General features: G+C 67.8%; 10 protein-coding genes and 1 tRNA gene. 9 read left to right on the top strand and 2 right to left on the bottom strand.

All coding sequences use genetic code 11. From position 1 onward, the window contains the following. The first annotated feature begins 65 nt into the window (after positions 1-65). The 6 genes from ABZ845_RS05525 (at position 66) to ABZ845_RS05500 (ending at position 8,290) form a co-directional block, all read left to right on the top strand. Entirely contained in the window at positions 66-965 is a 900-nt protein-coding gene (locus tag ABZ845_RS05525; protein ID WP_360973256.1) for a bifunctional DNA primase/polymerase, read from the top strand. After that, positions 962-2,119 (top strand): AAA family ATPase, encoded by a 1,158-nt coding sequence (locus ABZ845_RS05520; protein ID WP_360973254.1) that lies wholly within the window; start codon positions 962-964, stop codon positions 2,117-2,119. Before ABZ845_RS05525 ends, ABZ845_RS05520 begins: the two co-directional genes overlap by 4 nt. After that, entirely contained in the window at positions 2,116-2,310 is a 195-nt protein-coding gene (locus ABZ845_RS05515; RefSeq protein WP_360973252.1) for a helix-turn-helix domain-containing protein, read from the top strand. Before ABZ845_RS05520 ends, ABZ845_RS05515 begins: the two co-directional genes overlap by 4 nt. Continuing rightward, entirely contained in the window at positions 2,307-3,770 is a 1,464-nt protein-coding gene (locus ABZ845_RS05510) for a tyrosine-type recombinase/integrase (RefSeq protein WP_360973250.1), read from the top strand. The genes ABZ845_RS05515 and ABZ845_RS05510 overlap by 4 nt, the downstream gene beginning before the upstream one ends. Before the next feature lie 99 nt (positions 3,771-3,869). Next, positions 3,870-5,321, top strand: coding sequence for a PIN domain-containing protein (locus tag ABZ845_RS05505; protein ID WP_360973248.1), 1,452 nt, complete (start codon positions 3,870-3,872; stop codon positions 5,319-5,321). Between the two features lie 314 nt (positions 5,322-5,635). After that, positions 5,636-8,290, top strand: coding sequence for a DEAD/DEAH box helicase (locus ABZ845_RS05500; protein WP_360973246.1), 2,655 nt, complete (start codon positions 5,636-5,638; stop codon positions 8,288-8,290). Positions 8,291-8,366: 76 nt separating this feature from the next. Here the strand turns inward: ABZ845_RS05500 and ABZ845_RS05495 are convergent, their stop codons facing one another. Together ABZ845_RS05495 and ABZ845_RS05490 are read right to left on the bottom strand one after the other, a co-directional pair. Further along, on the bottom strand, positions 8,367-8,678 hold the full coding sequence (locus ABZ845_RS05495) for a hypothetical protein (RefSeq protein WP_360973244.1): 312 nt from the start codon (positions 8,676-8,678) through the stop codon (positions 8,367-8,369). A gap of 306 nt (positions 8,679-8,984) precedes the next feature. Next, a tRNA-Arg gene (locus ABZ845_RS05490) sits at positions 8,985-9,056 on the bottom strand. Positions 9,057-9,175: 119 nt separating this feature from the next. On the opposite strand from ABZ845_RS05490, the gene ABZ845_RS05485 reads away from it, so the two are divergent. The 3 genes from ABZ845_RS05485 (at position 9,176) to lysA (ending at position 12,236) form a co-directional block, all read left to right on the top strand. Further along, complete coding sequence (locus ABZ845_RS05485) at positions 9,176-9,685, top strand: response regulator (protein ID WP_360973242.1); 510 nt, start codon at positions 9,176-9,178, stop codon at positions 9,683-9,685. Positions 9,686-9,778: 93 nt separating this feature from the next. Continuing rightward, positions 9,779-10,822 (top strand): ArgS-related anticodon-binding protein NrtL, encoded by a 1,044-nt coding sequence (gene nrtL / locus ABZ845_RS05480; protein WP_360973240.1) that lies wholly within the window; start codon positions 9,779-9,781, stop codon positions 10,820-10,822. A 22-nt stretch (positions 10,823-10,844) separates the two neighbouring features. After that, positions 10,845-12,236: a diaminopimelate decarboxylase gene (gene lysA / locus ABZ845_RS05475; protein ID WP_360973238.1), complete on the top strand. Its 1,392-nt coding sequence runs from the start codon at positions 10,845-10,847 to the stop codon at positions 12,234-12,236. Positions 12,237-12,391: the final 155 nt, after the last annotated feature.

Genomic DNA, 12,391 nt, shown 5'->3' with positions numbered 1-12,391 from the left:
AGCAAGGTCGCCCGCCGCCGCGGTTCTCCCTGCCCATCCGTAGACAGAACAGGAGAACCCCCAGCATGCCGCACTCGGACGGCTCTGCCCAGCTCACCGCCGCGCTTGACGCAGCATCCCGTGACCGGCACGTCTTCCCTCTCATCCCCGGCGACAAGCGCCCGGCCATCTCCGACTGGGAGACCCGTGCCACCACCGACCCGGACCGCATCACCCGCGCGTGGTCCGTCGCTGCCTTCAACGTCGGCATCGCCACTGGCCCTTCCAGCTTGGTCGTCATCGACCTGGACAAGCCCAAGCACCTCGGCGACGCTCCGCCGGCCGCATGGGCTGAGCACGGCGTCACCGACGGCGCCAACGTGCTGGCCGTGCTCTGCGAGCGTCACGGCCAGCCCTTCCCTGCAGACACCCACACCGTCCGCACGTGGAGCGGCGGCACCCACCTGTACTTCGCCGCACCCGAGGGCGATCCTCTGCGCAACACCGCCGGGGACAGCGCCCGCGGGCTGGGCTGGAAGGTCGACACCCGCGCATGGGGCGGACTCGTGGTCGGTGCGGGCAGTACCTTCGCCGGACATTCATACGAGGTCACCTGCAACACTCCCGTGGCGCCCCTGCCGGGCTGGCTCTCCGAACTCCTGCGCCCGGCGCCGCTGCCCCCGCAGAAGCCCGTCACGATCGCTCTCACCGGCTACGGTCGGCGCACCGCCTTCCTCCGCTCCGCGATCAACGGGGAAGTGGAGCGGGTCACGGGCTCCGGCCCGCACGAGCACAACAAATCGCTGTACATCGCCGCGGTCGCCCTGGGACAGCTGGTTGCCGGTGGCGAGCTGAGCGAGACCGACGTCACCGGCTGGCTCCTCACGGCCGCGCTCCAAGTCGGCCAGGGCGAGCGCGAGGCACAGCGCACCATTGCCTCCGGTCTCCGGGCAGGAGCCCGGCGCCCGCGGACGGTCGTCGCATGAGCGCTAACCCCATCCCGCCCCTGCACCTGTACTCCGTGCCCAGCGACCCCCAACCGGCCCCCACGACGCCGCCCAAGCGTGAGCGCCCCCGGACCGCTTGGACGGCCGATCAGCTCATGGCCGCGCACTTCCCCGAGCCGAAATGGGCCGTGCCCGGGATCCTCGCCGAAGGAGTCAGTGTGCTCGCCGGACCACCGAAGGTCGGTAAGTCCTGGCTCTCCCTCGGACTGGGCCTGTCCGTTGCGGCGGGAGGCAAGGCGTTCGACTCCGTCCCTGTCCAGGGCGGCCCGGTGCTCTACCTCGCCCTGGAAGACACCCCGCGCCGCCTCCAGACCCGCATGGGCAAGCTCCTCGGCGACCAGCCAGCCCCCGCTGGTCTGACCCTGGTCACCGAATGCCCGCCCTTCCCTCAGGGCGGCACCGAGGCCATCGCCCAGTGGCTGGAGCGCCACCTCGACGCGCGCATGGTCGTCATCGACGTCTTCGCCAAGATGCGCGGACAGGCCCCGGCCGGGGTGTCGGCGTATGACGCGGACTACGTCGCTGTCGGCTACGCCAAGCGGCTCGCCGACCACTACGGCGTAGCCGTTGTTCTCGTCCACCACGTCCGCAAGGCAGGCTCCGAAGACTTCCTCACCGAGGTCTCCGGCACCAACGGCATCGCCGGAGCTGCAGACGCCACACTCGTCCTCAAGCGAGCCCGTGGGCAGGCGGACGGCATCCTGCACGTCACCGGCCGCGACGTGGACGAAGCCGAGTACGCCCTCAGCTTCCAACCCGCCTCCGGCGCCTGGCACCTGCTGGACGGCCCTGTCACCGACCACACCGTCAGCGACACCCGCGCCGCGATCCTGCGCTACGTCCGCGCCTACCCCGGCGCCAAACCGAAGGACATGGCAAGTGAACTGCCGCAGGTCGACATCGACACGATCCGCCGGACCTGCTCCCGCATGGCCGAGGCCGGACAGCTCAGCAAGGACGGCAGCGGCCGGTACTACCCGGACACCGAGACCCGAACGGAGAGGGCGCAAGAGGTGTCCGCGCTGTCCGGCTGTCCGGTTACACCCTCTGACCAGCACGAACACCCCGGACAGCCGGAATTGGAGCTGTCCGGCCTGTCCGGTGCGGACGAAGCCGAAGGGATGACCCCATGAGTGCCCGTACGCAGGACGAGAAGATGACCGTCAAGGAGGTCATCGCTGATCTGAAGGTCGCCCCGTCGACCTTCTACCGATGGCGCCAGCTTGGGAAGGGGCCCCGCTCGATCAAGCTCCCGAACGGCGACGTGCGGATCCGGCGGTCGGAGTACGAGCGTTGGCTTGCGGAGCGGGAGGACGCTGCGTGAGCACTGAGAACGACACCCCGGCCGGGCGCCCTCGCGGTTCGGCCCGGCCGGGCTATTCCTTCGACGTCAAGCTGTGGAAGGTCTCCAAGACCGGGCGCAAGTCCCGCCCGTGGCGCCTCCGGTGGGTGGTAGCAGGGCAGGTGCACGGCGGCACCTTCACCACGTCGGCTCTCGCGGAGAGCCGACGGTCCGAGCTCTGGCAGGCCATGAACCGGCGCGGTGAAGCGTTCGAAATCGCATCGGGGCTGCCTGAGTCCGAGGTACGCGCAGCAGCCGAAGTCGCCGAGGCTGCGGACGCCGAACCGCCGTTGCGGTGGTTCGAGTTCTGCCGGAAGTACGTGGCCGGGCGATGGCGTACCAGCGCAGCCAAGACCCGTGAAGGCATGGCAGACGGGCTCGCGGCCGTGACGCTCGCCATGGTCAAGCGCGGGGACGGCACTCCTGACGACGAGACCCTTCGGCTGGCCTTCCGCTGGGGGATCGTGCCCGCAAATGAGGGGGAGGACCCGCCGGCCGAACTCAAGCCCGCGTACGAGTGGGTCACGACGACCGACCGGCCTTTGGGCGACCTAGCCAATGCCGAGGTGTTCGCGGATGTGCTGTATCGCGTCAGCTACAAGCTGGACGGCACCCCAGCGGCCGGCGACACGTACAAGCGGCGACGCCGCGCTCTGAACACCGCTCTCGAACACGCCGTGGTCGTGGGGGAGCTCCCGGAGAACCCCCTTCAGCGCGTCCGCCGGAAGCACGTCGGCTCCAATGAGATGGTGGACCGCCGCGTCCTCGTGAACGCCGTGCAGGCCCGGCAGTTGCTCACCGCTATCTCCTACGTTGGGTCATGGGATCGCTGCCGCGGGCGGCGCCTGGCGGCCTTCTACGCGGTCCTGTACTACGCGGGCCTGCGGCCCGCTGAGGCTGTCGGGCTGAGGCGGTCTGACTGCCATCTGCCGGAGACGGGTTGGGGCACGCTCACGCTGCGGGAGACACGCCCCGTCTCCGGCAAGCAGTGGACCGACTCAGGCGAGCGGCACGACCGCCGCGGCCTGAAGGCACGCGAGGCGTCCACCGACCGGCCGGTCCCCATCCCGCCGGTTCTGGTCGCCATCCTTAAGGCGCACCTGAAGGAGTTTGGAACCGCCAAGGAAGGGCGCGTGTTCGGCAACGAACGCGGGGGAGTGGTCGGCTCTTCCACCTACTGGCGGGTGTGGGAGGAGGCGCGGGCGTACGCGCTGCCACCGGAGCGCGTCGACTCGCCGCTAGCCGGGCGCCCGTACGACCTACGACACGCCTGCATCACCCGATGGCTAAACGCTGGAGTGCACATCGCCGAGGTGGCCCGGCGGGTTGGTAACTCGCCGGAGGTCATCCACCGCCGCTACCACGGCTGTATCGATGGACACGAGGAAGCTGCAAACGCCAAGATCGATAAGGCGATTGACGAGGAGGGTGACGTGCCGTAGGAACTCGTCACACTCAACTTGAGGACGGTCCGGGCTTCCGGGCCGTCTTTTTGTGGCGAATCCCTCCACGAGGAGGCGGAGAGATGCCAGGATCGAGACGTGATCGTCGTACTTGATACCACCGCCTTCTCCTCAGACTTCACCTGCTCTGGCACGGCGTGGCGCGTCCTGGCCCATGCAGGTGCCGCATGGGGATTGAGGATTTATGTTCCCGAAGTTGTCGTAGCCGAAGCCATTGGCGGCTATGAGCGGGAAATCCAGAACGTAACTCTTGCCTTGGATAAGCCTGCGACGAAATATGCTGGGCGACTCGGTCTCCGAGAGTACTTCGACAATGCCACCCAAGAACTTAACGCACTGCGTGAGGAATATCCGAGCAAGCTCGCAGCGAGGATTGAAGGTCTGGGCGGCGTGGTCTTGCCCCCACCTGATGTATCGCATATCGAACTTGCAAAGCGTGCCGCCTCGCGTCGCAAGCCGTGCGACCAGAAGGGTGACGGGTATCGCGATACCCTTAACTGGCTTTTGGTTTTGCAGCTAGCGCAAGAGAACCCAGAAGATTCAGTTTACTGGGTTACGGAAAATACGACGGATTTCACGGATGAAGAAAAGCAGGGGTTTCATCCTGACCTGTTGGATGACATCGAAGCCATTGGTGCACGTGAGCGCGTCCGTTGGGCAAACGATCTGGCAAGTCTTCTCCTCTCCCTTGCTGCGTCCCACTACAATGATTCCGCAGATGATATTCGTAAGGTGCGGGATCGACTGCAACAGGGTGCCATCTCTGAGTTTATCGATGAGGTCGTTCTGGCTTCAGTCGTGAAAAGAGGAGTCACTGCTCGGCGTTGTGGGCTACCTCTGGACACGCTGTCACCTGAAATCCTCGCAGTTCAGGGAGTTCGCGATCTCGAATTGGCCATCAGAGGTGTTGCGGAAAAAGGCGGCGCTTTTGCGGAATTTACTTTCACAGCAGAGGTGCTGATTGGGCTTGACTTGGTCGAGTCGGTCTCAGAACTCCCAGAAGGCCTTGAGGCCGCCGAGGGAATCGGCAAGGCTGCCACCGTGCTTAAGGCCCTGAGCTTCGGTGGACTGATCGAGCTTGACGAGTACGGCCGTCCGGTGAGCGGCGAGGTCTCGAAGGCTGTTGCACTGCCTGGGGACCCAGGCTTGGAGCAATGGAAAGGGCAGCCGTCGGGGCTGGCCTCGCTCCAGTCGACACTTGCGAAGCTGCGGTCTGCCACGGTCATCGACCCTAAGATCCTCGATGCTATGCGTCCGAAGATTGACCCCAAGTTCGCCGAATTGATGCGTCCCAAGATTGACCCCAAGTTCGCCGAACTGATGCGTCCCAAGATCGACCCTGCGATCTTCGAAAGCCTGTTTCCGAAGCTTGACATTTTCAAAGGCAGCTTTGGGCTGTCTGGGATTCTAAGGGCGACTAGTCGGTATCACGTTGCGTCAGTGGACGATGATTCTGACGCAGATACCGAAGAACCGGAGGCCACCGACGGGGATGACGAAGACCCCTCTGATACTGGAGAAGGTTGCTGAAGCGTTGAGTGGGTGACTGCCAAGTCCCGCTTGGAGTGTGGGGGGCAACTGTGACTGAACGCCTCCGTTGGCCACTGAGCAATTCGGTTGGCCAGTTGAACATTTGGCTTGCTGCGAGCCCCTCGCGCCCGCCGCCGGAGACACGCACCGCCGTGGCTTCGGTGTCGAAGAAGTACATGGACACCCAGCCTCGATCCGCCGTCAACTGGCCGCCCCGATTGGCACGTTTTCGTCGGCGGCTAAGGGAGACGGGACTACGATCACTGCGGTGAGCAGTGCGTGCGCGTCGGCCATCCGGCGCTGAGGGGGTCAGCGTGGAGGACAACAAGCAGCCGGTCCGGTTCCGGCGGCAAGTGAAGCAAGTGACGGCGCCGCCGTCCCCCGAGGCGCTGTTCGGCGTACTCCCGCGGACGACCACCAGCCACGGTGCACTGTGGTCTCACCAGGCCGACATGCTGCGCGCTTACGCTGATCCGGCGCTCGTGAAGAAGCCGGACGTCGCCCTGGAGCTCCCCACCGGCTCGGGTAAGACGCTAGTCGGGCTGCTGCTTGCCGACTGGAGGCGGCGCCACTTCAAGCACCGCTCGGTCTACGCCTGCCCGACTAATCAGCTCGCTCACCAGGTCTGGGTGGCTGCCCGCGCCCAGGGTGTCCCCGCCGCGCTGTTCACCGGCGGGCGGCCCAGCTTCTCCGACCAGGACCTGGGGCGCTACGAGGGCGCCGAGGTGGTGGCGATCACCATCTACAGCCATGTGTTCAACACCAACCCGGCGTTCGGCAACGCGCAGAGCCTGCTGTTCGACGACGCGCACGCCGCAGAGAGCTTCGTCGCGGAGGCCTGGGCCATCGAGATCCCCGCCACCGCCGGCCAGTTCACCGCGCTGCTTGACGTGTTCGGTGACGACCTCGACCCGCACCTGGTGACCCGCCTGACCGACCGCTACGGCGGCACGGAGGTACGGCTGCTGCCGGTGCCGACCGTCGCCAAGCACGCGGCCGAGCTGGACATGGTGCTGTCGACCCTGACCGGCAACGCCTGGCACCGGTTCAAGATGGTCCGCTCCCAGCTGCGCGCCTGCCTGTTCTACGTCAGCCCACAGGGCTGGTACATACGGCCGTTGATTCCCCCGACCTTCGCCCACGAGCCGTTCACCGTCCCCCAGCAGCGGATCTACCTCTCGGCGACCCTCGGCGAAGGCGGTGAGCTAGAGCGAGCCTTCGGCAGACCGAAGATCACTCGGATTCCGGCGCCACCGGAGTGGGAGAACATCGGCAGCGGCCGCCGTTTCTTCGTCTTCCCTGACCTGGCCGAGTCGACCGATGACCCCTTCGGCCCCGGCGGTTTGCACGTGGTCGACACCAACCAGCCAGCCCCACAGCCCGGTACCGCCGAGGCGCCCGCAGACCCCGAGATCCGGGGCGGCCTGGTGGGCCGGCTGATCGACCTACGCGGCAAGAGCGTGGTGCTGACGCCCGACAGGAAGTCGGCCACGTTGATCGCCGACACCCTGGGTGTTCCCCACACTGAGCGGTTCCGGCCCGGGGACACTGTGGACGGACTCCAGCTGTTCAAGGACGCCGACCGCGGCATGCTGCTCGCCCCGAGCCGCTTCGACGGCATGGACCTCCCCGACGAGGCGTGCAGCGTCATCTTGATGCACAACCTCCCCGATGCGCTCCACCTCCAGGACCGGTTCCTCCAGACGGCTTTGCGCGCTGGCCGTGTCGCGCTGGAGCGGGTTCGTACCCGCGTCATCCAGGGCGCCGGCCGCTGTACCCGCGGGCCACGTGACTTCGCGCTGGTCATCGTCACTGGGCGGGAGCTCCAGCGCTTCCTCGCCCGTCTCGATGTCCGGGAAGGACTTCCTCCCGAGCTCCAGGCCGAGATCGCCTTCGGCCGCGACAACAGCCAGGTCACCCCGTCGCAGCTCGTCGGCCTAGCGCGCAGCGCCCTGAACCGCGACCAGATCTGGCAAGAGGACGCCGAGCCGGATATCGTCGAGCGCCGCTCCGAGTGCACCAAGCAGGACCCCGCATACGTGGACAAGCTGGCCGCCAGCGCCGAGCACGAGGTCAAGGCCTGGCAAGCCGCCTGGCTGGAGGACTGGGATGCCGCCTCCCGGTGCGCGGTGCAGGTCCTCGACCTCCTGACCGGCGAAGAGCTGCGCCCCTACCAAGCGCTGTGGGCCTATCTCGGGTCCGTATGGGCCCGACTGGCCGTCGGCGCGCCGGGAGCACCCGCACGGGCCGAGCAGCTGCTGGAACGGGCTCGAAAGGCCGCCGTTGGCACGTGGTTGCGGGAGATCGAGGGCCACGTGGATGCTGAGCCGGAGCTCGGCGTCCTTGACGGCGAAGCCGTAGCAGCCGTCGCCCAGATCTACCGGTCTTCCCCGAAGCTGAAGACGGCCGCGAAGTTCAGAGCCTTCGCCAACGAGATGCTGGCCAACCTCGGCAACCCGGACTCCACCATGTACGAGCAGGGTCTCGCTTCCCTCGGTGAGTTGCTGGGGGCCCGCTCATTCAAGCCTCCGGGCCAGGGCCGCACGGACGCGGCGTGGCTGTGGCCGTCATGGTGGATGACGGTCGAGGCGAAGAGCGAGCAGAAGTCCGAGGGCGGGATCAGCCTGAAGTACATTCGGCAGACCAATACCCAGCTGCGGCAGCTTGCCGCGGACGAGGGCCTCGACGAGCCGCCAGCTGACAGCATCAGCGTCATCGCCTCGCCGAGGGGCATGGTCTCAGACCTGGCGGTCCCGGCTGCGGACAAGCACCTGTACCTCGTCTCCCCAGAAGCGATCCTCGCGATCGCCGTACGGGCGATGAAGGCCTGGACCGAGATCCGCAGCGCCGCGCCGGCCGGAGTCGAGGGGGAGGACCTGCTCGCAGTGGTCGCCCAGGCCCTACGCACCAACGTGGTGCTGCCCTCCTACGTGAAGGACGCGGTGACCGCAGACCCTGTCCGCCCGTAGGAGCCCGGACTCACTCGCTCTTGACTCAGCGCTTTAGCCAGCCAGTGGCTGTTGGGTTGGCCAAGTGCATTCGTCTTCAGGCCGCGGAGACACCCCGGACATAAGGCCCAACTGAAATGATCCCGTCCCTGGCCCTCCGCTGGTACTCCCTCCCCGTGTGCTCGCGAGGGGACTGGCGTTTCTGGTCCACGGCCACTGGGTCGAGGAACGGTTCGTTGTCCTCGATGACGTCCCGCTCCTTGGCCAGACCGATGAACACGCTGGCCACGACGACGAGAACCACACTGCCGCCGATGATGACCTTCTCCTTGTTCTTTCTGAGCAGGTTCTTCACGGTCTCGGCGGCGGAGGCGGGCTCGCCGTCCTCGGAGCTGGGGTGGTTGGGCATAGAGGCGTTCACCTGCACAGACCTGCCGGACTCACCCCACAACTGGCACGTAATCACCCGACATCGCCCGATCAATTTCAGTAGCTCCTGCGGGTGATCGCTGCGGCACCATGAGCAACAAATTCAGATGATTCTGGAGTGGGGCGACGCCACACGTTCGGGCAACGTCTCCGGAAGGTGTGTCGGAGGTGTGTCGCGAACACTGACAGACAACGAGAGAGGGCGGGAGCCAGTGAGACTGACTCCCCCCCTCTGCTGTCGGCATCCGCCATGGTCAGCGCACAATTCTGGCTGATCTTCGGCGAGTGCCCCCGGCAGGATTCGAACCTGCGCACACGGCTCCGGAGGCCGTTGCTCTATCCCCTGAGCTACGGGGGCGTGTCGGGCGTTTGTTGCGGCGACGGGTAGAACCCTACCAGCTCTTTCGGGGTCGCCATGAACAGGTTTCCCGGGGTGGGGCGTCGGTGGCCGGGAGTGGTGGGCCGGGCGAGGGGGAAGTGTGGAAAAGCCGGACGCGGTGGCCTGCCCGGACCTACTCTCGAGTTGTGCCAGGCGCGTCGGGCCGGGTGCTTGTTGTGGACGACAACAAGGTCATCCGGCAGCTGATCAGGGTCAACCTCGAGCTGGAGGGTCTTGAGGTCGTGACCGCGGCCGACGGTGCCGAGTGTCTGGATGTCGTGCACCGGGTCCAACCCGACGTGGTCACCCTGGACGTCGTCATGCCGCGCCTCGACGGCCTGCGGACCGCCGCGCTGCTGCGCGCCGATCCCCGTACCCGGAGCCTTCCTCTCGCCATCATCAGCGCCTGTACGCAGGGCGAGGTCGAGAGCGGGCTCGATGCGGGCGTCGACGCGTTTCTCGCCAAGCCCTTCGAGCCGACCGAACTCGTCGAGCTCGTCAAGGAATTGATGGAACGTCGTGGACGTCTCGACCCGGGAGCGGCCCCGGCCGCCGGGCATGCCGGGCACACCGGGTACCCCGGTCGTACGGGGCGTGCCGGCAGCTGAGGGCGTCGGAACGGGCAGCCGGCGCCGTCCATATCGCGGACCTGCGGCCAAACCAGTTCGCATGACCGCCCCTCTCCTCCCTACCCTTGTCCCGTGACCCCCGTCGAGCTCTCCCGCACCGTGCTGCACGCGGTGCGGTGTGCCGTCGACGACGGGGAGCTGAGCGTGTCCGTGCCCGCACGTGCCGTGGTCACGCCGCCCGGTCCCGGAGGCCGTGGGGACTACGCCACCAACATCGCCCTCCAGCTCGCACGTCCCGCGGGCAGGCCGCCCCTCGACGTCGCCGAGATCCTCCGTGCCCGTATCCGTGACACGGCCGGCGTCTCGGACGTCGAGATCACCGGGCCCGGGTTCCTCAACATTCATCTCGAGCGGGCCACCGCCACCGCCGCCCTCGTCCGGGAGATCCTCGGCAGCGGAGGCGGCCCCGGGTCCTATGGGCATACCTCCGCCCTCGCCGAGCGCGTCGTTCCCCTGCGCATTCCCTACGACATCCGGGCCGAAGTCGTCGCCGACGCTCTTGTCCGGATCATCGCCACCCAGGGAGGTCGCGCCGAGATCGAGCATGTGCGGCCCGGTGACCCCGTCGATCTGCGCCCCGTACCGGCTCCCGAGGACCCCGCGCCCCTCGGCCCCGATGCCGCCCGCTGGGCTCTGCTGTATCCCGCCGTGCACGACCGGCCCCGGATCACCGCCGAACTTCTGCTGCAGGGCGAGTGCAACCCGCTCTTCCGGGTGCGTTACGCCCATGCCCGGGCCCGTGCGCTCGGACGCAACGCGGCCCGCCTCGAGTTCGGGGCCGTCCCCGGCGATCTCGGGTTCGACGGCGCCGACGGTGCCGGCGGCGAGGCGCGATTCGCCGGCGGCGCCTCCGACGCCGCCGCGCTCGTCCGCGCCCTCGCCGAGTACCCGAACGCCCTCGCCCAGGCCGCTGCCCACCGTGCGCCCGACCGGCTCGCCCGGCAGCTCGTCGCCGTCGCGGACGCCCTGCTCGCCTTCCAGCCCACCGTGCTCCCGCTCGGCGACGAGAAACCCTCGGCCGCCCACCGGGCCCGGCTCGCGCTCGCCGAAGCCGCCGGGACGGTGCTGGCCGGCGGCCTGTCCCTGCTCGGCATCAGCGCACCCGACTACCTCTGAGACCTCCGAGAAAGCCACCGCCATGAGCCGTTCCGCACATCCCGCCGGGCCCCGTCACGCCGACGTTCTCCCCGAGGGCCACTACTCCGCCCCGCCCGCCGACCTCAATGTCCTCGACCCCAAGGTGTGGGCCCAGACCGTCGGCCGGGACGAGCAGGGCGTCGTGACCGTCGGCGGCGTGGACGTGAACACCCTCGCCGAACAGGTCGGCACCCCCGCCTACGTCATGGACGAGTCCGACTTCCGGGCCCGCGCACGGGCCTGGCGCACCGCCTTCGGGACCGGCGCCGATGTCTTCTACGCGGGCAAGGCGTTCCTGTCCCGTGCCGTCGTGCGCTGGCTGCACGAGGAGGGGCTGAACCTGGACGTGTGCTCCGGGGGCGAGCTCACCACCGCCCTGTCCGCGGGCATGCCCGCGGACCGCATCGCCTTCCACGGCAACAACAAGTCCCCCGACGAGATCCGCAGGGCGATCGAGAGCGGAGTCGGGCGCATCGTGCTCGACTCCTTCCAGGAGATCGTGCGTGTCGCGCACATCGCCCACTCCCTCGGCAAGCGCCAGCGGGTGCTGATCCGGGTCACCGTCGGCGTCGAGGCGCACACCCACGAGTTCATCGCCACCGCCCACGAGGACCAGAAGTTCGGCATTCCGCTCGCCGGTGGCCAGGCCGCCGAGGCCGTGCGTCGCGCCCTTCAGCTCGACGGGCTCGACGTCATCGGCATCCACAGCCACATCGGCTCCCAGATCTTCGACATGTCGGGCTTCGAGGTCGCCGCCCACCGCGTGGTCCGGCTGCTGAAGGACATCCGCGACGAGCACGGTGTCGAACTGCCCGAGATCGACCTCGGGGGCGGGCTCGGGATCGCGTACACCAGCGACGACGACCCCCGGGAGCCCCACGAGATCGCCAAGGCCCTGACCGAGATCGTGTCCCGTGAGTGCGAGGCCGCGCGGCTGAGCACACCCCGTATCTCCGTGGAGCCGGGGCGCGCCATCGTCGGGCCGACCGCCTTCACGCTGTACGAGGTCGGCACGGTCAAGCCCCTCGACGGGCTGCGGACGTACGTGTCCGTCGACGGAGGCATGTCCGACAACATCCGCACCGCGCTGTACGACGCCGAGTACAGCGTCGCCCTCGTCTCCCGTACCTCCGACGCCGAGCCCATGCTGGCGCGTGTCGTCGGCAAGCACTGCGAGAGCGGCGACATCGTCGTACGGGATGCCTTCCTGCCCGCCGACCTGGCGCCCGGTGATCTCATCGCGGTGCCCGCAACCGGTGCCTACTGCCGGTCGATGGCCAGCAACTACAACCACGTCCCGCGTCCGCCCGTCGTGGCCGTCGGCGACGGCGCGGCCCGGGTCATCGTGCGGCGGGAGACCGAGGAGGACCTGCTCCGGCTCGATGTGGGGTGACGGGGGTCGCCCGCAGGGTTTCGAAGCGCGGCGCCCGTCCTGGGGGGGGGAGCCCGGGAGTGAAGCCAGGAAGTGAAATCGACATCTCAGGATCCGGACCGTGGGCGGAAAGTCCCGTTCGGTGGGTGAGACTGTTCTCACCGTAGACCGCATGA

Source organism: Streptomyces sp. NPDC047022, assembly GCF_040644155.1.
Taxonomy (GTDB): Bacteria; Actinomycetota; Actinomycetes; order Streptomycetales; family Streptomycetaceae; genus Streptomyces.
The sequence above is the reverse complement of the archived record's forward strand: the minus strand, read 5'-3'. Positions and strand labels throughout refer to the sequence as shown.

Excerpts from the sequence above, each read along its gene's own strand:
- ABZ845_RS05525 (WP_360973256.1), top strand. The coding sequence starts at position 66 with ATGCCGCACTCGGACGGCTCTGCCCAGCTCACCGCCGCGCTTGACGCA.
- ABZ845_RS05520 (WP_360973254.1), top strand. The coding sequence starts at position 962 with ATGAGCGCTAACCCCATCCCGCCCCTGCACCTGTACTCCGTGCCCAGC.
- ABZ845_RS05515 (WP_360973252.1), top strand. The coding sequence starts at position 2,116 with ATGAGTGCCCGTACGCAGGACGAGAAGATGACCGTCAAGGAGGTCATC.
- ABZ845_RS05495 (WP_360973244.1), bottom strand. The coding sequence starts at position 8,678 with ATGCCCAACCACCCCAGCTCCGAGGACGGCGAGCCCGCCTCCGCCGCC.
- lysA (WP_360973238.1), top strand. The coding sequence starts at position 10,845 with ATGAGCCGTTCCGCACATCCCGCCGGGCCCCGTCACGCCGACGTTCTC.